The sequence below is a fragment of the Gordonia sp. QH-12 genome, assembly GCF_001578675.1.
Classification (GTDB): domain Bacteria; phylum Actinomycetota; class Actinomycetes; order Mycobacteriales; family Mycobacteriaceae; genus Gordonia; species Gordonia sihwensis.
In genome coordinates this window covers 1-23,693 of the sequence record NZ_KQ969292.1, presented here as the reverse complement: position 1 = coordinate 23,693, position 23,693 = coordinate 1, and the positions used below count along the sequence as shown (strand labels likewise).

Here is a 23,693-nt window from a genome sequence, read left to right as displayed (position 1 = left end):
GACCGGCTCGGCGCTCCGATAACGTCACAGCATGGCCAAACGGGATGTGCGCGGGATGACGCGCTTCATCGTCGGACTCGCGGCGGGACTGGTGATCGCCGCGGTGGTCTGGCCGGCGACCGGACTGTGGCAGCTCGCGCCGATGCTGATGGTGACGGTCACGTCGGCGGTGTATCTGGTGTGGTCGGTGGCGATGCTGTGGCCGATGGACGCGCCGACCACCCGCGCCCACGCGGAGGCCGCCGACGTCCGCGACGAACTCGGCGATGCGGCGCTGATCGCAACGCTCGCGGTGAGTCTGTCCGCGATCGGTGTGCTGCTGCTGGCCGCCCGGGACCGCAACGGCAGTTGGTACGCGATGCTGGCGGTGGTGGCGGTGCTCGCGGCGTGGGGGATGCTGCACACGCTGTTCGCGTCGCGGTACGCCCGGATCTACTACGCCGGCGAGCCGGGCGGGATCGACTTCAACACGAGCGATCCGCCCTGCTACGCGGACTTCTTCTACTTCGCCTTCAACCTCGGCATGACCTATCAGGTCTCGGACACCGCCGTCGGACCCACTGTCATCCGGCGCGAGGTGCTCAAGCACTGCCTGCTCAGCTACGTCTACGGAACGGTCATCATCGCCACGACCATCAACCTGGTGATGAACCTGGTCAGTTGAGGGGTGCGGCGATCCGCCCGCGCCGACGACCGCTGGCCTACGCTGGTGCCCGATGGCCGTGGCCCGTCGCCGGCCGATCGGGAACCGACGTCGAAAGGCAAGAGGCAGTGACAGACGACCGTGTGCTTCCGCGCGCCGTGCTCTGGGACATGGATGGAACGCTCCTCGACACCGAGCCGCTGTGGGGCCGGGCGATGGAGGAGTTCGCCCGCGGCATCGGCGCCGAGATGACTCCGGAGCTGCGCAACGCCACCATGGGCAACAGTTCGGTGGACGCGCTGACCAAGGTGTACGACGCGGCACGGGTGCCGGAGTCCGGGCGCGACTTCGAGGCCGACGAGGACGCGATGGTCGCTCGGGTCCTCGAACTGTTCGCCACCGATCTGCGGTGGCGGCCCGGCGCACTCTCCGCGCTCGACCTCGTGGCGGGTGCGGAGATCCCGATGGTGCTGGTCACCAACACGGTCCGCGAGGTCACCGATGTGATGCTCGAGACGCTGGGGCGCGACCGGTTCGTCGCCACCGTCTGCGGCGACGAGGTGGAGGCGGGCAAGCCCGAGCCGCACATCTATCGCCGGGCCGCCGAACTGGTCGGATTCTGCGCGTCCGAGTGTCTGGCCTTCGAGGACTCGCCGGTCGGCGCCGCCGCGACGCACGCCGCCGGCGTGCCCGCGATCGTGATCCCGTCGGCGATCCCGGTGCCGCCCAAGCCGACGTACACCTACCGAGAGACGCTCGAGGGTCTCACCCTCGACGATCTCGCGGAGGTCTTCGCCGCACGCTGACCGGACCCCGTCGCGCGCCCCGGGAGGGCACCGCGCCCCGGCCAGGGACCGATCGACTCGACGTGCAAAAATAGTCGGTGTGAAAACCTTCGACGAACTCTTCTCTGAGCTGGCCGACAAGGCCCAGACCCGCCCCGAGGGCAGCGGTACCGTCGCCGCTCTGGACGCGGGCGTCCATACGCTCGGGAAGAAGATCATCGAGGAGGCGGGCGAGGTCTGGCTGGCCGCCGAGCATGAGTCGGACGAGTCGCTCTCGGAGGAGATCTCCCAGCTCGTGTACTGGTTGCAGGTGATGATGGTCAAGCGCGGGCTCACCCCCGCGGACATCTACCGCTACCTCTGACCGCCGGCCTCCGGTCACCGACACCTCCCGCCGACCACATCCTCTAGGAGTCACCGCAATGTTGCGCGTCGCCGTCCCCAACAAGGGCGCCCTGTCCGAAGCCGCCGCCGGAATCCTCTCCGAAGCCGGGTACCGCAAGCGCTCGGACCCCAAGGACCTCAACGTCATCGACGTCAACAACGACGTCGAGTTCTACTTCCTGCGTCCCAAGGACGTCGCGATCTACGTGGGTGCGGGCACCCTCGATCTCGGCATCACCGGGCGCGACCTGGCCGCCGACTCCGGCGCCGAGGTGATCGAGGAGGTGGCGCTCGGTTTCGGTTCCTCGGTGTTCCGCTACGCCGCTCCGGCCGACCAGGAATGGACCGTCGCCGACCTCGCGGGCAAGCGGATCGCGACGTCGTATCCCAACCTGGTCCGCCGCGACCTCGCCGCCCGGGGGATCGACGCGGAGATCATCCGCCTCGACGGTGCCGTGGAGATCTCGATTCAGCTCGGCGTGGCCGACGCGATCGCCGACGTCGTGGGAACCGGACGCACGCTGCGGCTGCACGGTCTGGCGGCGTTCGGCGACTCCCTCTGCGATTCGGAGGCGGTGCTGATCCGCAATCCGGAGTCAGCGGAGGCCTCCCGGGCCGCGAAGCAGTTCATCGCCCGCGTACAGGGCGTGGTCTTCGGTCAGCAGTACGTCATGATCGACTACGACTGCCCCAAGGCACTGCTCGATCAGGCGGTCGCGATGACGCCCGGCCTGGAATCGCCGACCGTGTCGCCGATGCTCGACCCGGAATGGCTCGCGGTCCGCGCGATGGTTCCGCGTAAGACGCATCAGCCGCTGATGGACGACCTGTCGGAACTGGGCGTCCGCGCCATCCTCGCCTCGGACATCCGCTCCTGCCGCTTCTAGGACACGCTCGCCTTCCTCAGGCTGGTTGAGCGAGCGCTTTCCCCAGGCTGGTTGAGCGAGCGTAGCGAGTCGAAGCCAACTGTCACCCAGGCTGATTGAGCAAGCGCTTTCCCCAGGTTGGTTGAGCGAGCGTAGCGAGTCGAAGCCAACTATCACCCAGGCTGGTTGAGTGAGCGCTTTCCTTAGGTTGGTTGAGCGAGCGTAGCGAGTCGAAGCCAACTGCCACCCGGGCCGGTTGAGTGAGCGCTTTCCTTAGGTTGGTTGAGCGAGCGTAGCGAGTCGAAGCCAACTGCCACCCGGGCCGGTTGAGCAAGCGCTTTCCTCAGGCTGGTTGAGCGAGCGCAGCGAGTCGAAGCCAACTGCCACCCGGTCTGGTTGAGTGAGCGCTTTCCTCAGGCTGGTTGAGCGAGCGCAGCGAGTCGAAGCCAGCTGCCACTCGGGCTGGGAGCTCGATCGCTCGGTTCCCAGCTTCACTCGCGGCGGTTTCGACTCGCTACGCTCGCTCAACCAGCCTGTTAGGCGCTCAACCAGCCTGTTAGGCGCTCAACCAGCCTGTTAGGCGCTCAACCAGCCGGTGAGTTGTCCAACCGGCCAAGAAGTAGCTCCAGCCGCTATCCCTGCTCGGCGATCAGATCGGTCTGCGCCGAGCGGCCGAGGAAGCCTGAGACGTCGTAGAGGTCGGCGAAGCTGGCGCCGTAGCCGCGCGCGCCGACGGCGAGATCGGAGTCCACACCGAGCCACGGTGAGGTCGGCTGGGTGATCAGATGGACCGTCGTGTCCATGTTCATCCACGACCACTGCGTCGGGTCCAGACGCGTCCCGACGCCGTTCGCGACGTCGAGCACGGTGAACACCGACTCGAGGTGCGACATCTCCTCGCCGGCCACCAGCGGGATCGCGGGCCGGATCCAGATCGCCGGCGTCTTGCCGTTGCGGCCGGGCTGACGGGCGGTGACGGTGGTGCCGATGAACCCGACCTTTCCCCACGCGACCGCGTCCGTGTCCTGTGTCGGGAATCCGACCGTCTGCGGAAGCTCGTCCGGCGAGGCGGGCAGCGGATCGAGGGGAGCGTCGGCGACGGCCGTCGAGTCGGACCCGAGCAGACGCCACGCCACCGACCGGGCCACCGTCCGGTAGGTGCCGTCGGGCCCCTGCGCCTCGAGGTCGGCCTGAACCATCGAGATGCGTCGGCCCGGCCGCGGGATGCTGGTGCGGATCCGGTTCACGCCCAGCCCCACGGGTCCGATGATCTCGGTGGTGATGCGGCTGAACTCCTGACCGTCGTCCGGCACGGCTCGCATCATCGCGCGCATCAGCAGGCCGGCGGGCGGACCGCCGTGCTGCATGTCCTGCGACCACACGCTCGCCGTGGCCGGTGTCGGCTGGAAGTACTCGTAGCCCGGATCGTCACCGCCGGGGGCGGGGATGGGCTCGTAGTAGCAGCTGTAGGGCACCTCGCTCATGTCCATACCGGCACTCTATGACAAGGTTGTCTGAGCGATTCCCGGGCCTCTCCACTCCTCGCGAAGGCCCCGAATCGGCCCTGCCGACCGACTTGAAGGACACCAGCACGATGGCGACAACCGGCCCGTTCGCCGTAGGCGATCGCGTACAGCTCACCGACGCGAAGGGACGCAAGTTCACCGTCGTCCTGGAGGAGGGCAAGCAGTTCCACACGCATCGCGGCGGCATCCTGCACGACGATCTGATCGGCAGCCCCGAGGGCTGCGTCGTCGAGGCGACCTCGGGCACCCAGTACCTGGCGCTGCGACCGCTGCTGACCGACTACGTGGTCTCCATGCCCCGCGGGGCGCAGGTGATCTACCCGAAGGACTCCGCGCAGATCGTCGCCGAGGGCGACATCTTCCCCGGTGCCCGAGTCCTGGAGGCCGGCGCGGGATCGGGAGCGCTGACGCTGTCGCTGCTGCGCGCCGTCGGCACCGAGGGCTCGGTGCTGTCGTACGAGGTGCGAGAGGATCACGCCGAGCACGCCGTCCGCAACGTCGAGACCTTCCTGGGCGGGCGCCCCGACAACTGGACCCTGCGCGTCGGAGATCTCGTCGATCACGACCCCGCCGAGCAGTTCGACCGCATCATCCTCGACATGCTCGCGCCGTGGGAGTGCCTGGACGTGGTGTCGAAGACGATCCGCCCCGGCGGCGTGCTGACCGTGTACGTGGCCACGGTGACGCAGCTGTCGAAGGTGATGGAGGGCCTGCGCGAACAGCAGTGCTGGACCGAGCCGCGCGCATGGGAGTCGCTGGTCCGCGAGTGGAGTGCGGTGGGTCTCGCGGTCCGCCCCGAGCACCGGATGCAGGGCCACACCGCCTTCCTGATCACCGCGCGCCGACTCGCCGACGGTACGGAAACGCTTCGGGTACAACGGCGTCCCACACGCGGGTAGCGTGGAGTACGTACCACCGGCAAAGGAGAGACGATGACCGAGTCCGACCGTTCGCCCAGCAGCAGCGTCGAATTCTCGACCATGCAGCAGCGCGTCGAGAGTCTCACCGTGCGCAACAGCAAGCTCACCGAGATGCTCAAAGAGGCGAGACAGCAGCTCATCGCCCTGCGCGAGGAAGTCGACAACCTGGGTCAGCCGCCCAGCGGATACGGCGTGCTCCTGCAGGTCTTCGACGACGACACCGTCGACGTGTTCACCTCCGGTCGCAAGATGCGGCTGACGCTGTCACCCAACATCGACGCCTCCGCTCTCCGGCGGGGCCAGTCGCTCCGCCTCAATGAGGCATTGACCGTCGTCGAGTCGCTCGACTACGACACGGTCGGCGAGATCAGCACCCTGCGCGAGGTCCTCGCGGACGGACGGCGAGCCCTCGTCGTCGGCCACAGCGACGAGGAGCGGATCGTCCAACTCGCGGGCTCGCTGATCCACACCGACGAAGGCGGCGAGTCGACCCGCAAGCTCCGGCCCGGCGATTCGCTGATGATCGACGGCAAGGCCGGCTTCGCCCTCGAGCGCATCCCGAAGGCCGAGGTGGAGGATCTCGTCCTCGAAGAGGTTCCGGACGTCGATTACGAGGACATCGGCGGACTTCGCCGTCAGATCGAGCAGATCCGCGACGCCGTCGAACTCCCGTTCCTGCACAAGGACCTGTTCCGCGAGTACTCGCTGCGCCCCCCGAAGGGCGTGCTCCTGTACGGACCTCCCGGATGCGGCAAGACGCTCATCGCGAAGGCCGTCGCCAATTCACTGGCGAGGAAGATCGCCGAGGCGCGCGGAGACAACGCGCACGAGGCCAAATCGTACTTCCTCAACATCAAGGGCCCGGAGCTGCTGAACAAGTTCGTCGGCGAGACCGAGCGACACATCCGGCTGATCTTCCAGCGCGCCCGTGAGAAGGCGTCGGAGGGCACTCCGGTGATCGTCTTCTTCGACGAGATGGACTCGATCTTCCGTACCCGCGGCTCCGGCGTGTCCTCGGATGTCGAGACGACGGTGGTGCCCCAGCTGCTGAGCGAGATCGACGGCGTCGAGGGCCTGGAGAACGTGATCGTGATCGGCGCCTCCAACCGCGAGGACATGATCGATCCGGCGATTCTCCGGCCGGGCCGTCTGGACGTCAAGATCAAGATCGAGCGGCCGGACGCGGAGTCGGCGATCGACATCTTCTCGAAGTACCTGACGCCCGATCTACCGGTGCACCCGGAGGATCTGGCGGAGTTCGACGGCGATCGCCGGCGGTGCATCGACGCGATGATCCAGCGCGTGGTGGAGCGGATGTACGCCGAGTCCGACGACAACCGGTTCCTGGAGGTCACCTACGCCAACGGCGACAAGGAGATCATGTACTTCAAGGACTTCAACTCGGGAGCGATGATTCAGAACGTCGTCGACCGAGCGAAGAAGTACGCGATCAAGGCGCATCTCGACACCGGTCAGAGCGGACTGCGGATCAGCCATCTCCTCGACTCGATTCTGGATGAGTTCTCGGAGAACGAGGATCTGCCGAACACGACCAACCCGGACGACTGGGCGCGCATCTCGGGGAAGAAGGGCGAGCGCATCGTCTACATCCGGACGCTGGTCACGGGTAAGACCGGCGGTGCCAGCCGGGCCATCGACACCGAGTCGAACACCGGCCAGTATCTCTGATCCCGGGCTCTGGTCCGCGGCCCGCCCGACCGCGTTCGCCGGAGCCCGGATCCGGCTTAGTCATTCCGTCGGTCTAGGCCGGGCGCCGGGACTCGCTAGAGTTACCGGCGATGAACACGACAGCAATCACCCCGCTGCAGGTCCGGGTCGCACAGGCTCGCCCGCATGTGGTGCGGACCTCACCGGCGACGCTCGGGCGCACTCCCGACAACGACGTCGTGGTGAATCACCCGCTCGTGTCCCGCGTGCACCTGGCGTTCGAGTGGTCGGACGGCTGGAGCGTGGTCGATCGCGGAAGCACGAACGGCTTCTTCGTGGCAGGCGTCCGGCAGTCCGCGGCCCGGATCGACCGGCCGGTCCAGATCCGCCTCGGTGATGCGGCGACCGGACCCGTGGTCGAGTTGGCTCCGCAGGGAGCCGCGGCTCCGACGGTGGTGCCGCCCTCGCGTCCGGTTCCGGGCCGGCAACCGCCCGTGCCGCAGTCTCCGGCGCCGCAGTCTCGCCCGCTGCGATCCGCAGCCGGACCGCAGGCGCCGACGCCGTACCCGTCCGGGCCGCAGCGACCGGACCGGCCACCCGTGCGCCCGGCGAACCGTCCGGCCACCGCACCGCTCTCGGCTCAGCGTCCGCCCGGCGGATACCGGCAGGCGCCCCCGCGATTCGGCGCGCTTCCCGACGCCCCGCACCTGGCGGCACTGCATCAGAACGCGTCGGCCGTCTACGAAGTGCCCGGCGACCTGCGCGGGCGCGAGACCATCTCGCTCACCGGCGTGCAGACCATCGGCCGCACGCCCGACAACGACATCGTCGTCAGCGACGTCCTGGCCTCCCGGCACCATGCGCGGATGACGAGTACCCCGCAGGGGTTGCTCCTGGAAGACCTCGGGAGCGTGAACGGCACCTTCGTCAACGGCCGTCGCGTGATGGCGCATCGCCTCAGCGAGAACGACGTCGTCACGATCGGCAACTCCGACTTCGTGCTGACCGACGGCCGCCTGGTGCGCGGGCGGCCACAGGCGCAGGTGGCCGGTGGCCTCGAGGTATCCGGGATCGGCTTGACGATCGACGGCAAGGCACTGCTCAACGACGTCTCCTTCTCCGCGGCCCCCGGCACGCTCACCGCGATCATCGGCCCGTCCGGAGCGGGCAAGTCGACGGTCTCGAAGATCGTCGCGGGCCTGAACAACCCGACAGTCGGAGTCGTGACCTTCGAGGGGCGCGGAGTTCACAGCGAGTACGAGGCGCTGCGCTCCCGTATCGGGATGGTGCCGCAGGACGACGTGCTGCACCAGAAGCTCACCCTCCGACAGGCGCTGCGCTATGCGGCCGAACTGCGGCTGCCCGCCGATCTGTCGACCGCCGACCGCGACGTCGTGATCGACGGCGTGCTCTCCGAACTCCAGCTCACCGAGCACGTCGACACCCGCGTCGACAAACTCTCCGGCGGCCAGCGCAAACGCGCGTCGGTGGCGATGGAGCTGCTCACCGGGCCGTCGCTGCTCATCCTCGACGAGCCGACCTCGGGTCTGGATCCGGCTCTCGACCAGCAGGTGATGAAGACGCTGCGCCGGCTCGCCGACGCGGGTCGCGTGGTGCTGGTGGTGACCCACTCGCTCACCTACCTGAGTCTGTGCGACCAAGTGCTGCTGCTGGCGCCCGGCGGCAAGACGTCGTTCTGCGGCGCCCCCGGGGATGTGGCCGGCGAGATGGGCACCGCCGACTGGGCGGAGATCTTCAGCTACGTCGCCGAACGACCCGACCAGGCCTGGGCCCAGTACCGCGGGCGCCATCCGCATCAGCCGCCACCGCAGGCGCCCGCGCCCGGGGCACCCGTCACACCGGTCAAGATGGGCCTGGTGCGGCAGACCAGCACGGTGGCCCGACGTCAGGTCCGCCTGGTGTGGGCCGACAAGGGGTACCTGGTGGTGCTGCTGGTGATGCCGATCGTCCTGGGACTGCTCACCCTCGTGATCCCGGGCGACAAGGGATTCAGCCGGGCGGTGCTGCCGCCGACGAACGACTACGTCCCGCCGAAGGATCCGGGGGAGGCTCTGCAGATCCTCACCGTGCTGGTGATCGGCGCCGCCTTCATGGGCACCGCGCTCGCCGTCCGCGATCTGGTCGGCGAGCGGGGGATCTTCGAGCGCGAGCGCGCGGTGGGACTGCGTCCGGGCGCATACCTGACCGCCAAGATCCTGGTGTTCTCGCTGATGAGCGTGGTCCAGGTGGCGATCATGATCGGCATCACCTATGGGCTTCGGGCGATGCCGAAGGCCGCCGACATCGTCAAGACCGGCGGCGCCGAACCCGCGATCCCGCCCGCGGTGACGCTGTTCATCGCGGTCGCCACACTGGCGTGCGTGAGCGTGCTCGTCGGCCTCGCGATCTCGGCGGCTGTGAGATCGACCGAACAGACGATGCCGCCGCTGGTGATCGTGGTGATGGTCCAGTTGGTCCTCTCGGGCGGGTTGTTCGCGATCGGGTCGGCCTTCGTCAAGCCGATCACCTGGCTGTTCCCGACCTACTGGGGGTACACCAATGCGGCGCAGTCGGTGAACATCCCGTGGATCGCCGATCAGGTTCCCCAGGTGAAGATCGACGAGCCCGGTGGCGAGATGATGTATCCGCTCTGGGAGCCCTCCCTCGCGCACGCGCTCATCAGCTATGCGGCGCTGGTGGCCATCGCGCTGGTACTCACGCTGTTCATCTTCTCCCGCCTGCGGTTGCGCAGACGCTGACCGGCGCCGCGCCGGGCGCAGATCGCCACGGTTAGGCTGGGTTCCATGCAGCGCATCATCGGAACCGAAGTCGAGTACGGCATCTCCGCGCCCGGCGATCCGTCCGCGAACCCGATCATGACGTCCACCCAGGCCGTCCTGGCGTACGCCGCCGCCGCGAACGTGCCGCGCCGTGACCGCCGGACCCGCTGGGACTACGAGGTCGAGTCACCGATGCGCGATGCGCGCGGATTCGACCTCGGCCGAAGCGGCGGCCCGGCGCCCATCATCGACGCCGACGAGATCGGCGCCGCCAACATGATCCTCACCAACGGTGCTCGGCTGTACGTCGATCACGCGCATCCGGAGTATTCGGCACCCGAGGTGACCGACCCGCTCGACGCGGTGATCTGGGACAAGGCGGGGGAGCGGGTGATGGAGCAGGCGGCTCGGCATGTCGCGAGCGTTCCCGGTGCCCCTCGGCTGCAGTTGTACAAGAACAACATCGACGGCAAGGGCGCCTCGTACGGCACTCACGAGAACTACCTGATGCACCGCGACACGCCGTTCGACTCGATCATCACCGGATTGATGCCCTTCTTCGCGTCGCGTCAGGTGATCTGCGGTTCGGGCCGGGTGGGCATCGGCCAGCGCGGCGAGGACTCCGGTTACCAGCTGTCGCAGCGTGCCGACTACATCGAGGTCGAGGTCGGTCTCGAGACCACACTGAAGCGGGGGATCATCAACACCCGCGACGAACCGCACGCCGATCCCGAGAAGTACCGCCGCCTGCACGTCATCATCGGTGACGCGAATCTCGCCGAGACGGCGACCTACCTCAAGGTGGGCACCACGGCACTCGTGCTGGACCTGATCGAGGCCGGGGTGGACCTGTCCGATCTCGCGCTGGCCTGGCCCGTCGAGGCGGTTCACGCGATCAGCCACGACCCGACGCTGCGCACGGCCGTGGCGCTCGAGAACGGCCGTGAGATGACCGGGCTGGCCCTGCAACGCGAGTACCTCGACCGAGCGCAGAGGTTCCACGACGCCCACCACTCCGACGACGAGCGCGCCGCGCACGTGCTGGCCACGTGGGCCGATGTCCTCGACAAGCTCGAACGCGATCCCATGGAGTGCGCCGACCTGCTGGACTGGCCGGCCAAGCTGCGACTGCTGGAGGGCTTCCGCAACCGCGAAGGGCTCACCTGGTCGGCGTCCCGGCTGCAACTCATCGACCTGCAGTACTCCGACGTCCGGCTCGACAAAGGCCTCTACAACCGTCTGGTGGCACGCGGGTCCATGAAGCGCATGACCACCGAGGACGAGGTGATGCGAGCGGTCGAGACGCCACCGGAGAGCACGCGCGCCTATTTCCGCGGGGAGGCGGTTCGCCGGTTCGGCGCCGATGTCGCCGCCGCCAGCTGGGACTCGGTGATCTTCGACCTGGGCCGCGACTCGCTGGTCCGGATTCCGATGCTCGAACCGCTCCGCGGCACGGCTGCTCACGTCGGCGAGCTGCTCGACGCCGCCGATTCGGCCGCCGATCTGGTCGACCGCCTGACCACGTCCTGAGCGTCCGGAATCCCACCGGCGCAAGACGATCGCCGACCGGACCGACGCGTCGGCGACGCACGGGGCACGCCCACCGGTAGGGTTGAAGTCACAACATTCTCTTCTCAGGAGGCGAACATGGCGCAGGAGCAGACCAAACGAGGCGGCGGCAGCGACGATGACGACGCGATCGGTGCTGGTGCGGCCGGCCAGGAGCGGAGAGAGAAGCTCACCGGCGAGACCGACGATCTGCTCGACGAGATCGACGACGTGCTGGAGGAGAATGCGGAGGACTTCGTCCGCGCCTACGTCCAGAAGGGCGGGCAGTGATCTCGGTACCGGGCGAGGCTGGAGCCGGCGGGATCTCGTCGTTCACCGAGTACCTGCGCGTTCATGCGCCTGATCGATTGCCGCACAACATGATCGACGGTGGCGGCCGGGCCGGCGTGGAGCAGATCCCGCACGGCACCACGATCGTCGCGGTCAGCTACCCCGGTGGCGTGGTGCTGGCCGGCGACCGCCGGTCGACGATGGGCAACCTCATCGCCACCCGTGATGTGCAGAAGGTGTACGTCACCGACGAATACTCCGCGGCGGGTATCGCGGGCACCGCGGGCATCGCGATCGAGATGGTCCGGCTGTTCGCCGTCGAATTGGAGCACTACGAGAAGATCGAAGGGGTGCCGCTGACCCTCGACGGCAAGGTGGCACGCCTGGCGACGATGGTCCGCAGCAACCTGGGCGCTGCGCTGCAGGGGCTCGCCGCGATCCCGCTGCTCGTCGGTTTCGACGCCGAAGCCGACGCGGGCGCACGGGGCCGGATCTTCTCGTTCGACGTCGCCGGCTCCCGTCACGAGGAGACCGGCGGCTACGACGCGATCGGCTCGGGATCGGTCTTCGCGAAATCGTCGCTGAAGAAGCTGTACCGTTCGGACCTGTCCGCCGACGAGGCGCTGGCGGTCGCGGTCGAGGCGCTCTACGACGCGGCCGACGACGACTCCGCGACCGGTGGCCCGGACCTTGTGCGGCGGATCTTCCCGACCGCCGCCCGGGTGAGCGCCGAGGGCGCCGACCTGGTGGCGGAAGCGGATATCGAGAGTGCGGCCGAGGCGGTGGTCGCCCGCCGCAGGAGCGCGGCGGCGTCGGGTACGGCACCGTCCGAGCCGGCCGGCCAGACAGGGGAGCGCGCATGACTTTTCCGTACTATGCGAGCGCCGAGCAGATCATGCGAGACCGCTCGGAGCTGGCGCGCAAGGGCATCGCCCGGGGCCGCAGCGTGGTGGCGCTCACCTACGCCGACGGCGTCCTTTTCGTGGCGCACAATCCGTCGAACACGCTGCGCAAGGTCAGTGAGATCTACGACCGCATCGGTTTCGCGGCCGTCGGCAAGTACAACGAGTTCGAGGGCCTGCGGAAGGCCGGCATCCAGATGGCCGACCTGCGCGGCTACAGCTACGACCGCGCCGACGTGACCGGACTGTCGCTGGCCAGTGCTTACGCGAACACCCTCGGCGCGGTGTTCACCGAGCAGGCCAAGCCCTTCGAAGTGGAACTCTGCGTCGGCGAGGTGGCCCGGGCCGGACGCACCACCCCGTCGCAGCTCTACCGGATCGGCTACGACGGATCGATCGTCGACGAGACCTCGTTCATCGTGATGGGCGGCAGCACCGAACCCATCAACGCGGCGATGAAAGACGCATACGAGCCGAACCTTCCGCTGCCGCGCGCCCTGCAGATCGCCGTGCGCGCACTGTCCACACCGGCCGAGTCGGCCAACGGCGACACCGCCGCCGCACCGACACTCACCGCCGCCGACGTCGAGGTGGCGATCCTGGATCGCAACCGACCGCGGCGGGCGTTCAAGCGGCTGCGCCGCACCGACATCGCCGGCTACCTCGAGGAGTGAGCGCCGTGGAACGACGGATCATGGGCATCGAGACCGAATTCGGTGTCACCTGCACGTTCAAGGGACAGCGTCGCCTCAGCCCGGACGAGGTCGCGCGCTACCTGTTCCGGCGCGTCGTCGCGTGGGGCCGGTCGTCGAACGTCTTCCTCACCAACGGTGCGCGGCTGTACCTCGACGTCGGCTCTCACCCCGAGTACGCCACCGCCGAATGCGACTCGGTGGCGCAACTGATCACGCACGACCGTGCGGGCGAGCGGATCCTGGAGGAACTGCTCGTCGACGCCGAGGAACGTTTGGTGGCCGAGGGCATCGGCGGCGACATCTACCTGTTCAAGAACAACACCGACTCCGCGGGCAACTCCTACGGATGCCACGAGAACTACCTGGTCAGCCGGGTGGGGGAGTTCGGCAGGGTCTCCGATGTGCTGCTGCCCTTCCTCGTGACGCGCCAGCTGATCTGCGGGGCGGGCAAGGTGCTCTCGGTGGGCCACGAGGCGCGCTACTGCCTGTCGCAGCGCGCCGACCACATCTGGGAGGGCGTCTCGTCCGCGACCACCCGGTCGCGGCCGATCATCAACACACGCGACGAGCCCCACGCCGATGCCGAGAAGTACCGTCGGCTGCACGTGATCGTCGGCGACTCCAACATGTCCGAGACCACCACCATGCTCAAGGTCGGTTCCGCACTGCTGGTGCTGGAGATGATCGAGTCGGGGATCTCGTTCCACGACTTCGCGCTCGACAACCCGATCCGCGCGATCCGGGACATCAGCCACGACCCGACCGGCCGGCGCGAGATCCGGCTCGCGGGCGGACGGACGGCGACGGCGCTGGCGATCCAGCGCGAGTACCACGCGCGGGCCGTCAAGCACCTGCAGACGCGCACGCCCGACCCGACGCTCGATCGCGTGGTGGACCTGTGGGGCCGTGTCCTCGACGCCGTGGAGCGCGACGACTTCAGCGGTGTCGACACCGAGATCGACTGGGTGATCAAGCGCAAGCTGATGCAGCGCTACCAGGACAAGTACTCGATGGAACTGACCGATCCGAAGATCGCGCAACTCGACCTGGCCTACCACGACATCCGCCGGGGCCGCGGCGTCTTCGACCTGCTGTCCCGCAAGGGGCTCGCGGCACGGGTCACCACCGACGAGGCGATCGACGAGGCCACCTCGACACCGCCGCAGACCACCCGGGCCAAGCTCCGCGGCGACTTCATCACCGCGGCCCAGAAGGCGGGACGAGACTTCACCGTCGACTGGGTGCATCTGAAGATCAACGATCAGGCGCAGCGGAACGTGCTCTGCAAGGACCCGTTCCGGAACGTCGATGAGCGCGTCGATCGGCTGATCGCGTCGATGTGACGCCTAAAGTGGACGCGTGACTGCGAAGAACGAGAGACTCGTCAACCTCGTCGTCTGCTTGATGTCGGCGCGGACGTACGTCCCCGCAACCTATGTGCGTGCGAACGTGCAGGGATACATGGAGTCGGACCGGAGCGACGACTCGTTCAAGCGGATGCTCGAGCGCGACAAGGCGCTGCTGCGAGAGATGGGCATTCCCGTCGAGACCGGCCGCAACCCGCAGGGCGAGGAGGGCTACCGGATCGATCCGGACCAGTACGCGCTGCCCGACATCACCCTCGATCGTGCCGAGGCGGCCGCCGTGGCCGCGGCCTCGGCGCTCTGGCGCGATCCCTCGGTGGCGGCCGTCTTCCAGACCGCGGTCCTCAAGCTCCGCGCGGCGGGGATCGAAGTGGTTCCCGACGACGAATCGGTGGTGACCCTCGGCGGCGCCACCAGATCACTGGGCGACGAACGCACGATCACCGATCTGCTCTCGGCGATCGACGCCGGCCGCCCGGTCACCTTCACTCACCGCTCGTCGAAAGGCCGCAAGACGCGGACCCTCGAACCGTGGGGGATCGCCGGCGGCGGCGGACGCTGGTACGTCACCGGACACGACCGCGACCGCGGAGCTGTGCGGACCTTCCGGATCTCCCGGATCTCCGATGTCGAAGCCTTCGGCGATGCGGGATCGGTGGTGGTGCCGGCGACGGTCGACATCCAGGCGATCGTGAACGAGGCGGTCGACGTGGCGACCGCGGACGGCGGCGCCACCGCGGAGATCTGGGTCGCCGCCGGTCGGGCGCACGGCCTGCGGCGGATGGCGACGTCGACGGTCCCGCAGCGGTTCGGAGACGAGGACGGAGATCTGCTGACCGTGGAGATCCATTCGCGGTCGGGGCTGCGCAGGGTGATCCTGGCCGCCGGACCCGACGCGGTGGTGCTCGCACCGGACGATCTGCGCGCGGAGGTGGTCGCCGACCTGGACCGCCTGATCGCGGCGGAGGTGAGCGCATGAGCGACGCCAATCCGAGCCGGCTGTCGCGTCTGCTGGCGATGGTGCCGTACTTCCTGGCCCGTCCGGGAATCAAGGTGTCGACCGCAGCCGACGACCTCGGCGTCAGCGAACACCAATTGCAGACCGATCTCGAGCAACTGTACGTGTGCGGTCTCCCGGGCTACGGTCCCGAACACCTCATCGACATCCAGTTCTGGGACGGATACGTCAGCGTGGTCTTCACCGCAGGAATGGACCGCCCGCTGCGGCTGACCGGCCCCGAGGCCAACGTGCTGCTGATGGCGCTCAACATGCTCTCCGAGACACGGGGAGCGGTCGACGCCGATGCCGTGCGCAGCGCGATCGCGAAGATCGAGGAGGCGATGGGTACCACGCGGCGCGCGGTGAGCGCCGACCTGCCCGCCGCTCCGGCACCGCCCGTCGACGGCGTCATCCGCCAGGCCCTGGAGGACGGCCAGTCGCTGAGGATCACGTACTACACGGCCAGTCGCGACGAGGTGACCGAGCGGACCGTCGATCCGATCCGCATCCGGGCGGTGGACGGCAACAGTTATCTGGAGGCCTGGTGCCGGTCGTCGGAGGGCGTGCGCCTGTTCCGATTCGACCGGATCGAGTCGGCGCATGGCACCGGCGAGGTCTCGCAGCCTCCGGTCGAGGCCCTCCACCGGACGGACCCGACCGATCTGGGCGCGCTCACCGGGGAACTGCCCACGGCGCACATCGAGATCGATCCCGAGGCGGTCTGGCTGCTCGAGTACTTCGCGGCGGAGCCCGACGACGAACTCTCCGAGGAGCCGACCGAGCCGATCACCGCGACCATCCGCTACGGCTCGCCCCAGTGGCTCGCGCGATTCGTGCTCGGATTCGGCGGGCGCGTGCGGGTTCGTAGCGACGTCGACGGCGTGACGTCGCTGATCGCGAGCACCGCGAAGGCTGCGCGGAGCCGGTACGGTCCCTGACCGCAGTACCGGCCGACGAATCTGGGCGCGCCGATGACGCCGCTGTTCGGTAGACTCGAACACGTCTGAGACTGTTTACTCTCGAAGGGTTGAATTATGGGTGCGATGTCGCCGTGGCACTGGGCGGTCGTTCTGCTCGTGCTCGTGCTGCTGTTCGGCTCGGCCAAGCTCCCCGGGGCGGCTCGCGGCCTCGGCCGGTCGCTGCGCATCTTCAAATCGGAGATCCAGGAGATGCAGAGCGACGGCAAGCCGTCCGCCGAGACCACTGAGACCGCGCGCGAACTGCCGACCGCACCTCAGCCGAGTCCGGATCCCGCCGACCAGGCGACGCGATCCGACAAGAAGACGGCCTAGCCGCGCACCACCGGAGTGCGCAAGCGATTCTCACTCGCCCGTCTCGACCCCCGGCAGCGACGGAGCCGAGTCAACCCCGACGGCTCGATGCCGTTGGCCGAGCACCTCTACGAGCTGAGGACCCGGCTCGTCATCTCGATGGTGGCGATCGCGGTCACCACCGTCATCGGTTTCGTCTGGTACAGCCACGGCGTGTGGCGGATCGAGTCACTGGGTGAGCTCCTCCGCGGTCCGTACTGCGACCTCCCGGCGTCCACCCGCGCCTCGCTGACCCCCGACGGCGAATGCCGGCTGCTGGCCACCGGGCCGTTCGACCAGTTCATGCTGCGCCTTCAGGTCGCCCTGACCGCGGGCGTGGTACTCGCATGCCCGATCTGGCTGCTGCAGATCTGGCGTTTCATCACACCGGGGCTGCACAAGAACGAGCGTCGATACGGCATCAGCTTCGTCGCAGCTGCGAGCGTCCTCTTCGTCGCCGGCGCAGTGCTGGCCTACCTGGTGGTGTCGAAGGCGTTCCACTTCCTGCTGACGGTGGGCAACGACGTTCAGGTCACTGCGCTCGCGGGCGACCAGTACTTCAGCTTCATGCTGCACCTGCTGATCCTCTTCGGCATCAGCTTCGAGCTTCCGCTGCTGATCGTCGCGCTGAACCTGGTCGGAGTGCTCACCTACGAACGACTCAAGCGGTGGCGCCGCGGGCTCATCTTCGCGATGTTCGTCTTCGCCGCGGTCGTGACACCCGGCCAGGACCCGTTCACCATGTTGGCGCTGGCGGCGGCGCTCACTGTGCTCCTCGAGATGGCCATTCAGATCGCCCGTTTCCACGACCGCCGCAAGGCCCGCCGCGATCCCGACTGGATGAGCGTGCCCGACGATCAGGCCTCGCCGCTCGAACACGACGGCTCCGCCCCGGTGACCGACGACGTCGGCCGTCCGGCACCCATCGAGCCCGCGGGACCGATCGGCGCGTCGAGCGAGCGTCGATCTGTTCGGACTCCGGGCGCATTCGATGACATCCTGTAGGTGATGACCACCGACGACTTCTCCGGCCCCCGACCGCAACTAGCGACGTTCACCGCTCGACTCGGCTTTCGACTCGACCCCTTCCAAAGGGAGGCGTGCGCCGCTCTGGAGGCGGGGCAGGGCGTGCTCGTGTGCGCACCCACGGGCGCGGGCAAGACGATCGTCGGTGAGTTCGCCGTGCATCTCGCGCTGGCGCAGGGGACGAAGTGCTTCTACACCACTCCGATCAAGGCGCTGAGCAACCAGAAGTACCACGACCTCGTCGACGTGCACGGTGCGGCGAATGTGGGACTGCTGACCGGCGACAACTCGATCAACTCGGGGGCACCGGTGGTCGTGATGACGACCGAGGTGCTCCGCAACATGCTGTACGCGGAGTCGTCGTCGTTGCAGGGCCTCTCGCACGTGGTGATGGACGAGGTGCATTTCCTCGCCGACCGTTTCCGGGGCGCCGTGTGGGAGGAGGTGATCCTGGGGCTCGATCCGTCGGTGCGCGTGGCGAGCCTGTCGGCGACGGTGAGCAACGCGGAGGAGTTCGGCGACTGGATCACCACGGTCCGGGGCGACACCGCGGTGATCGTCGACGAGCACCGGCCGGTACCGCTGCACCAGCACATGCTGGTCGGAAACAGGATGTTCGAGCTCTTCGACCGCAAGCATCCGAAGCAGGTGAACCCCGAGCTCAACCGCTTCATCAAGCACCGCCTGCTGTCCGACGACGCCGTCGGCGGTTACCGCGAACGTCTGGCGCGCGAACGCCGGCGCGGCGGGACCGGAGTCTCGCGGCCCAGACTGATCCGGCTCCTCGAGGAGAACGGGCTGCTGCCCGCGATCACCTTCATCTTCTCCCGCAAGGGCTGCGACGGCGCGCTCGCGCAGTGTCTGCGCTCGGACCTGAACCTGCTCGAGCCGCACCAGGTCTCCGCCGTCGACGCGATCGTCGACCGCCATCTCTCGGCGCTGGCCCCCGGTGATGCTGACGTTCTCGGGGTCGACGAGTGGCGCGACGGCCTGCGCCGCGGCTTCGCCGCCCATCACGCAGGACTCCTGCCGACCTTTCGGCAGGCCGTCGAAGAGCTGTTCGTCGAGGGACTCGTGCAGGTGGTGTTCGCGACCGAGACCTTGGCGCTGGGCATCAACATGCCCGCGCGCAGCGTGGTCCTCGAACGCCTGGTGAAGTACAACGGCGAAGCGCACGTCGACTTGACGCCGGGGGAGTACACCCAGCTCACCGGCCGCGCCGGACGACGCGGAATCGACGTCGAAGGACATGCGGTGGTCGTCTGGACTCCCGAAGTGGCCCCCGACCGGGTGGCCGGCCTGGCGGGAGCACGGACCTTTCCCCTGCGCAGCTCGTTCGCCCCCGAATACAACATGGCGATGAACCTGATCGATCGGCTCGGGGTGGACGGATCGCGCGATCTGCTCCGACGGTCGTTCGCGCAGTTCCAGACCGACAGATCGGTGGTGGGTCAGGCGCGGCAACTCGACCGCGCCCGCATGACGCTCCGCAAGGTGGACGCCGAACTCGAGCACTCGGCCGAACGGAAGGGGCTGGCCCCCGAGTCGTTCCTCGAATACGTCTCGCTTCGCGAGGACATCCGCAGGCACGAACGCGCGGCCAAGTTCGTCCGTCGGATGGAGGCGTCCGAGGCGGTGTCCGAGGATCTGCTGTCGTTGAAGCCCGGCAACGTGATCGGCCTGAACAACGGCAGGCACCGCGGACTGGCACTGGTGCTCGAGCGCGCGGCCATGGATGTGGACCCGAAACCGCTGGTGCTGAGCGAGGACGGCTGGACCGGCAGGGTCGGCGTGCGCGACTTCGTCAATCCGCCCGAGGTGCTGGGACACCTGCGGATACCGAAGTCGGCGAATCGGCGCAGCGCACAGGGCCGACGCGAACTGGTCAAGCTGATCCGCTCCAGCGGAATCGCGCGGCCACGGGGACGCAACAAGAAGAAGCGGGAGCTGTCGGAGCACGATCTGCGGCTCACCGAACTGCGCAACCGGCTCCGCAAGCACCCGGTCCACAAGCTCAACGGCATCGACGATCTGCACCGGCTGTCCGAACGTCGTCACCGGCTGCTTCGCGACATCGACAGTCTCGAACGAGCGGTGGACGAACGGACCGCGGCACTCGAGACCGAGTTCGACGCGATCACCGGTGTGCTGACCGAACTGTCGTATCTCGAGACCGATGACTCCGGGGAGCTGGTCGTGACGCCGACCGGCGCGGTTCTGCGACGGATCTACTCCGAGAGCGACCTGCTCGTCGCCGAGTGCATTCGTGCGGGGATCTGGGACCGGCTCTCACCGCAGGATCTGGCCGCCGTGGTGTCGTCGATGGTGTACGAGTCGCGGCGCGACTCCTACAGCGGCGGTGTCGACTCGATGCCCGGCGACCGGGCGCTGCGGGAGGCCCTCCTCGCGACGGTCGACGTGTGGCAGGCGACCAACGACGTGCAGGAGCGACACGGAGTCGTTCAGACGCGTGAACCCGACACCGGATTCTGTGTCGCCATCGGTGCCTGGGCCTCGGGCCGGTCGCTGCGGGAAGCCTTGCTGGCGGCGTCGGAACGGGGACAGTTGCTCTCACCTGGCGACTTCGTTCGGTGGAACCGCCAGGTCATCGATCTGCTGGAGCAGATCCGAGGCAGCGTGGATCCGGACACCGGTCTCGCGGTGGCTGCGGCACGGGCGGTCAAGGGTGTCAAACGCGGGGTCGTCGCCTCCGAATTGGATTGAGTCGCTGCGGTAACGTGACACCAGCCACGGCCGCAGGTGGCATCTGCTGAGGAGGAAGGCGCGACATGACGAACGGAAACGAGCCCACCGCTCCGGGTCAGCCGGGGGACGAGGAGACCACGGTGGTGCGACGTCCGGACGCGGCGGGACAGCAGCAGAGCCCGTGGCAGCGAGATCAGCAGTCATTCGCGGGCCCCACCGAGCAGATCGGTCAGCCGCAGCCGGGTCAGCCGCAGCCGGGGCACGGGCAGCCGGGGCAGGAACAGGCGGGGCAGACGCAGACCGGCTGGCAGCCGGGCCAGTACGGCGCTCCGTCCGGTGCTCCGCAGGGGGGTCCGGCGTACGGCCAGCAGCCGTACGCGCAGCAGGGGTATCAGCAGGGATATCAGCAGCAGTACGGGCAACCCCAGTTCGGTCAGTCCCAGTTCGATCAGTCCCAGTATGGTCAGCAGCAGCCGTATGCGCAGGCCCCGTTCGGTCAGCAGCAGCCGCCGGCTCCGCCGCTCGGCGGCGATCCCACTCTCAACCCGTACGCTCCCGCGCAGCCCGCGCCGAAGAAGGCGACCGGGAAGCTGATCGGCGTCATCGTCGGCGTGCTGGTCCTCATCGCGGCCGTGGTGGCGCTCACTGCGTTCGTCTGGCCGGGATGGGTCACGAAGACGTTCAATCAGTCCGCGGTGCAGGACGGCGTCATGAAGGTGCTGACTGCGAAGAACCAGGACGACGGATACGGTCTGTCGGACGTGAAGGACGTCCAGTGCCCGAGTGGTCAGGAAGTGAAGGCGGGAACCGTGTTCACCTGCTCGGTGAAGGTGAAGGGCGAGAACAAGCACGTCACCGTCACGGTAAAGGACGACAAGGGCACCTACGAGGTCTCGCGTCCGACCAACTGACGCGCGGGACCGACCGCCCGCCGGCCGTGCTGCGGGCTCCCGATCACCATTCGAGCGCCTTCGCCAGCCGCGTGATCGAAGCGTCGATCCCGAGCTCGGCGACGAGGGCGTCGAGTCCGTTCCGGTTCGCGGGCGCCGCGGGTAGCGCATCGGTCTCGGTGCTGTCGACGGTGTCGGCGTCGGTCCGTACGGCGACCACTGTGCGGGCCGCAGCCAGGTAGTCCCTCGAATCGCGGATCGAGTTCCGAGCCCGTGTCGGTACGGCGGTCCGGTCGTCGTAGGCCGCTGCCTCCAGCGCGTCGAGGCTGCCGAACTGGGTGAGCAGTTTCGCGGCGGTCTTCTCGCCGATCCCGGGAACGCCGGGAAGCCCGTCCGACGGGTCGCCCCGGAGGATCGACATCTCGGCGTAGGCGACGCCCGCGCGCTCTGGCGGAATTCCGTACTTGGCGGCGACCTCCTCCGGGCCCATCAGTTCGGCCTTGGCCAGTCCTCTGCCCACGTACAGCACGCGGACCGGGACCGGATCGTCGGCGACTACCTGCAGCAGGTCGCGGTCGCCGCTGACGACCAGCACCTCGTCGTCGGCCTCGTGGAAGGCGAGCGTGCCGATGACATCGTCGGCTTCGCAGCCGGCAGCGCCCGAAGTCGCGATGCCCGCACACCGCAGCACGTCGAGGATCATGTCGACCTGCGGGGTGAGGGTCTCCGGAACCTCTTCGGCGCCGTTGCCGCCGTCGGAGACCCGGTGCGCCTTGTACGACGGGATCAGATCGGTTCGGAACGATGGTCGCCATTCGAGGTCGAGGCACACCACCAGCCGTGTGGGGCGATGTGCGGTGACCAGCGCCGCGATCGTGTCGACGAACCCCCGGACCGCGTTGACCGGGCGTCCGTCGGGTGCGGTCATCTTCTCCGGCAGCGCGTAGAACGAACGAAACCACAGGCTCGCTCCGTCGAGGAGCATCAATGATCCGGTCATGGTCATCACCTTGTCACACCGCCGGTGAAATACCCTGAACGCATGGCGACCAGATTCGACTCCGAGGTGTATGCCCGCCGTCTGCGACGGGCAGCCGATCTCACCCGCGATGCGGGCTACGACGCGATCATTGTCGGGACCGGACCCGACTTCCGGTATCTGACGGGATCGACGGCCGAGACCTTCGAGCGGCTGACAGCTCTGGTGATTCCGGCGAGCGGGCAGGCGTGGGTGGTGACCGCGAGGCTCGAACTGGCGGCTCTTCGCGAGTCGGCGATCGGCGAACTGGGCCTGCGCATAGCCGACTGGGTGGACGGTGATGACCCGTACGCGCTGGCCCTCGACGGACTCGGTGAGTCGGCGCGTCTGGCGGTGTCCGACAGTCTGCCCGCGCTGCATCTCATCCCGTTCGCGCGCCGGACCTCGGTGGCCCCGGATCTGGCGACGCCGGTGCTGCGCGAGTTGCGGATGATCAAGGACGACGCCGAACTGGAAGCACTGCGGAGGGCGGGAGAGGCCATCGACCGCGTTCACGCGCGTATGGCCGAGTTTCTGAAGCCGGGCCGTACGGAGGCGGAGGTGGCGGCTGATATCGATGCGGCGATTCGCGCCGAGGGCCACACTCATGCGGAGTTCATCATCGTGGGGTCCGGGCCCAACGGCGCCGATCCGCATCACGAGCATTCCGATCGCGTGATCGCCGAAGACGACGTGGTGGTGATCGACATCGGCGGACCGGTGGAGCCCGGCTACAACTCCGATTCCACTCGCACGTACTGCTTCGGCCCGCCGCGCGCCGACGTCGCCGAGGCCTATGCGGTCCTGGAACGGGCGCAGGCGGCCGCGGTCGCTGCGGTCCGGCCCGGCGTCTCCGCGGAGAGCGTCGACGCCGCGGCCCGCGACATCCTCGTGGACGCGGGACTCGGCGACCGGTTCATTCATCGGACCGGCCACGGGATCGGGCTGTCGGTGCATGAGGAGCCTTACATCGTCGCGGGCAATGCGGACGTTCTGCGGGAGGGCATGGCCTTCAGCGTGGAGCCTGGCGTGTACTTCGACGGCGACTGGGGCGCACGTATCGAAGACATCGTCATCGTGACAGCCGACGGCTGTGAACCGGTCAACTCGCGGCCGCACGGCCTGGTGGTCCTGCCGAACTGATCGGGCGGGGCAGCCCCCGCGATCGCGGCTCGCGCGGGTGAAGCGATTGTGCTTGTCCGGCGTGGTGGATGGGGTTGAGGCGCCAGGGGTGATTGGTGGTGGCTGGTCGCCAGGCCATGCGTCCGGCGTGGGGTCCGTCGGTGAGGATGGTGGTTTCCCATTGGCCGCGGTTGGTGCCGACGCCGCGGTTGTGGCGTCCGCACGCGGCGCCGAGGGCGTCGATGTCGG

The 23,693-nt window shown here is 68.2% G+C and carries 21 protein-coding genes and 1 pseudogene; 19 read left to right on the top strand and 3 right to left on the bottom strand.

Going from position 1 to position 23,693, the window contains the following annotated elements; translation table 11 throughout:
- The first annotated feature begins 46 nt into the window (after positions 1 to 46).
- From Y710_RS11080 to hisG, 4 genes are all read left to right on the top strand, one after another.
- Complete coding sequence (locus tag Y710_RS11080) at positions 47 to 664, top strand: DUF1345 domain-containing protein (RefSeq protein WP_045539082.1); 618 nt, start codon at positions 47 to 49, stop codon at positions 662 to 664.
- 107 nt (positions 665 to 771) lie between these two features.
- The gene (locus Y710_RS11075; protein ID WP_062367484.1) at positions 772 to 1,449 is read left to right on the top strand and encodes an HAD family hydrolase; all 678 of its coding nucleotides are present in this window, start codon (positions 772 to 774) and stop codon (positions 1,447 to 1,449) included.
- Between the two features lie 79 nt (positions 1,450 to 1,528).
- Positions 1,529 to 1,792, top strand: a complete 264-nt coding sequence (locus Y710_RS11070) for a phosphoribosyl-ATP diphosphatase (protein WP_006894924.1) — start codon at positions 1,529 to 1,531, stop codon at positions 1,790 to 1,792.
- Positions 1,793 to 1,850: 58 nt separating this feature from the next.
- Positions 1,851 to 2,699, top strand: coding sequence for an ATP phosphoribosyltransferase (gene hisG, locus Y710_RS11065; RefSeq protein WP_006894925.1), 849 nt, complete (start codon positions 1,851 to 1,853; stop codon positions 2,697 to 2,699).
- Between the two features lie 611 nt (positions 2,700 to 3,310).
- Here the strand turns inward: hisG and Y710_RS11060 are convergent.
- Entirely contained in the window at positions 3,311 to 4,168 is an 858-nt protein-coding gene (locus Y710_RS11060) for a thioesterase family protein (RefSeq protein ID WP_045539068.1), read from the bottom strand.
- A 104-nt stretch (positions 4,169 to 4,272) separates the two neighbouring features.
- Here Y710_RS11060 and Y710_RS11055 point away from each other — a divergent pair, with 104 nt between their 5' ends.
- From Y710_RS11055 to Y710_RS10990, 14 genes are all read left to right on the top strand, one after another.
- Entirely contained in the window at positions 4,273 to 5,103 is an 831-nt protein-coding gene (locus Y710_RS11055) for a tRNA (adenine-N1)-methyltransferase (RefSeq protein ID WP_045539066.1), read from the top strand.
- Positions 5,104 to 5,136: 33 nt separating this feature from the next.
- The gene (gene arc / locus Y710_RS11050; RefSeq protein ID WP_006894929.1) at positions 5,137 to 6,813 is read left to right on the top strand and encodes a proteasome ATPase; all 1,677 of its coding nucleotides are present in this window, start codon (positions 5,137 to 5,139) and stop codon (positions 6,811 to 6,813) included.
- A gap of 110 nt (positions 6,814 to 6,923) precedes the next feature.
- A complete protein-coding gene (locus tag Y710_RS11045; RefSeq protein ID WP_062367483.1) occupies positions 6,924 to 9,551 on the top strand; it encodes an FHA domain-containing protein in 2,628 nt (875 codons plus the stop codon).
- 45 nt (positions 9,552 to 9,596) lie between these two features.
- The gene (dop, locus tag Y710_RS11040; protein ID WP_045537398.1) at positions 9,597 to 11,102 is read left to right on the top strand and encodes a depupylase/deamidase Dop; all 1,506 of its coding nucleotides are present in this window, start codon (positions 9,597 to 9,599) and stop codon (positions 11,100 to 11,102) included.
- 117 nt (positions 11,103 to 11,219) lie between these two features.
- Entirely contained in the window at positions 11,220 to 11,411 is a 192-nt protein-coding gene (locus Y710_RS11035) for a ubiquitin-like protein Pup (protein WP_062367482.1), read from the top strand.
- Positions 11,408 to 12,274 (top strand): proteasome subunit beta, encoded by an 867-nt coding sequence (gene prcB, locus Y710_RS11030; protein ID WP_062367481.1) that lies wholly within the window; start codon positions 11,408 to 11,410, stop codon positions 12,272 to 12,274. Before Y710_RS11035 ends, prcB begins: the two co-directional genes overlap by 4 nt.
- On the top strand, positions 12,271 to 12,987 hold the full coding sequence (gene prcA / locus Y710_RS11025; protein WP_006894934.1) for a proteasome subunit alpha: 717 nt from the start codon (positions 12,271 to 12,273) through the stop codon (positions 12,985 to 12,987). The genes prcB and prcA overlap by 4 nt, the downstream gene beginning before the upstream one ends.
- Before the next feature lie 5 nt (positions 12,988 to 12,992).
- Positions 12,993 to 14,351, top strand: a complete 1,359-nt coding sequence (pafA, locus tag Y710_RS11020) for a Pup--protein ligase (RefSeq protein WP_006894935.1) — start codon at positions 12,993 to 12,995, stop codon at positions 14,349 to 14,351.
- Positions 14,352 to 14,412: 61 nt separating this feature from the next.
- Positions 14,413 to 15,351, top strand: coding sequence for a helix-turn-helix transcriptional regulator (locus Y710_RS11015; RefSeq protein ID WP_051999594.1), 939 nt, complete (start codon positions 14,413 to 14,415; stop codon positions 15,349 to 15,351).
- Positions 15,348 to 16,310 (top strand): helix-turn-helix transcriptional regulator, encoded by a 963-nt coding sequence (locus Y710_RS11010; RefSeq protein WP_062367480.1) that lies wholly within the window; start codon positions 15,348 to 15,350, stop codon positions 16,308 to 16,310. Before Y710_RS11015 ends, Y710_RS11010 begins: the two co-directional genes overlap by 4 nt.
- A gap of 96 nt (positions 16,311 to 16,406) precedes the next feature.
- Complete coding sequence (tatA, locus tag Y710_RS11005) at positions 16,407 to 16,664, top strand: Sec-independent protein translocase subunit TatA (RefSeq protein ID WP_006894938.1); 258 nt, start codon at positions 16,407 to 16,409, stop codon at positions 16,662 to 16,664.
- Positions 16,665 to 16,679: 15 nt separating this feature from the next.
- The gene (gene tatC, locus Y710_RS11000) at positions 16,680 to 17,687 is read left to right on the top strand and encodes a twin-arginine translocase subunit TatC (protein ID WP_006894939.1); all 1,008 of its coding nucleotides are present in this window, start codon (positions 16,680 to 16,682) and stop codon (positions 17,685 to 17,687) included.
- A 3-nt stretch (positions 17,688 to 17,690) separates the two neighbouring features.
- Positions 17,691 to 20,432 (top strand): DEAD/DEAH box helicase, encoded by a 2,742-nt coding sequence (locus tag Y710_RS10995; protein WP_062367523.1) that lies wholly within the window; start codon positions 17,691 to 17,693, stop codon positions 20,430 to 20,432.
- Positions 20,433 to 20,497: 65 nt separating this feature from the next.
- Positions 20,498 to 21,325, top strand: a complete 828-nt coding sequence (locus tag Y710_RS10990; RefSeq protein WP_045537387.1) for a DUF4333 domain-containing protein — start codon at positions 20,498 to 20,500, stop codon at positions 21,323 to 21,325.
- A 43-nt stretch (positions 21,326 to 21,368) separates the two neighbouring features.
- On the opposite strand, the gene Y710_RS10985 is transcribed toward Y710_RS10990, so the two are convergent.
- The gene (locus Y710_RS10985; RefSeq protein WP_231875727.1) at positions 21,369 to 22,304 is read right to left on the bottom strand and encodes a 5'-3' exonuclease; all 936 of its coding nucleotides are present in this window, start codon (positions 22,302 to 22,304) and stop codon (positions 21,369 to 21,371) included.
- A gap of 42 nt (positions 22,305 to 22,346) precedes the next feature.
- Between Y710_RS10985 and Y710_RS10980 the strand changes: the two genes are divergently transcribed.
- Positions 22,347 to 23,465, top strand: coding sequence for a M24 family metallopeptidase (locus Y710_RS10980; RefSeq protein WP_006894944.1), 1,119 nt, complete (start codon positions 22,347 to 22,349; stop codon positions 23,463 to 23,465).
- Here the strand turns inward: Y710_RS10980 and Y710_RS19135 are convergent.
- Positions 23,425 to 23,693, bottom strand: a pseudogene (locus tag Y710_RS19135) (HNH endonuclease); the annotation flags it as partial. The gene Y710_RS10980 and the pseudogene Y710_RS19135 sit on opposite strands and share 41 nt — an antisense overlap.

Coding starts and splice junctions, on each gene's coding strand:
- Y710_RS11015 (WP_051999594.1), top strand. CDS start 14,413: ATGTCGGCGCGGACGTACGTCCCCGCAACCTATGTGCGTGCGAACGTG.
- Y710_RS10985 (WP_231875727.1), bottom strand. CDS start 22,304: ATGACCGGATCATTGATGCTCCTCGACGGAGCGAGCCTGTGGTTTCGT.
- Y710_RS11045 (WP_062367483.1), top strand. CDS start 6,924: ATGAACACGACAGCAATCACCCCGCTGCAGGTCCGGGTCGCACAGGCT.
- dop (WP_045537398.1), top strand. CDS start 9,597: ATGCAGCGCATCATCGGAACCGAAGTCGAGTACGGCATCTCCGCGCCC.
- Y710_RS11035 (WP_062367482.1), top strand. CDS start 11,220: ATGGCGCAGGAGCAGACCAAACGAGGCGGCGGCAGCGACGATGACGAC.
- Y710_RS10990 (WP_045537387.1), top strand. CDS start 20,498: ATGACGAACGGAAACGAGCCCACCGCTCCGGGTCAGCCGGGGGACGAG.
- arc (WP_006894929.1), top strand. CDS start 5,137: ATGACCGAGTCCGACCGTTCGCCCAGCAGCAGCGTCGAATTCTCGACC.
- hisG (WP_006894925.1), top strand. CDS start 1,851: ATGTTGCGCGTCGCCGTCCCCAACAAGGGCGCCCTGTCCGAAGCCGCC.
- Y710_RS11060 (WP_045539068.1), bottom strand. CDS start 4,168: ATGGACATGAGCGAGGTGCCCTACAGCTGCTACTACGAGCCCATCCCC.
- tatA (WP_006894938.1), top strand. CDS start 16,407: ATGGGTGCGATGTCGCCGTGGCACTGGGCGGTCGTTCTGCTCGTGCTC.
- Y710_RS10980 (WP_006894944.1), top strand. CDS start 22,347: ATGGCGACCAGATTCGACTCCGAGGTGTATGCCCGCCGTCTGCGACGG.
- Y710_RS11055 (WP_045539066.1), top strand. CDS start 4,273: ATGGCGACAACCGGCCCGTTCGCCGTAGGCGATCGCGTACAGCTCACC.
- Y710_RS11010 (WP_062367480.1), top strand. CDS start 15,348: ATGAGCGACGCCAATCCGAGCCGGCTGTCGCGTCTGCTGGCGATGGTG.
- prcA (WP_006894934.1), top strand. CDS start 12,271: ATGACTTTTCCGTACTATGCGAGCGCCGAGCAGATCATGCGAGACCGC.
- Y710_RS10995 (WP_062367523.1), top strand. CDS start 17,691: ATGACCACCGACGACTTCTCCGGCCCCCGACCGCAACTAGCGACGTTC.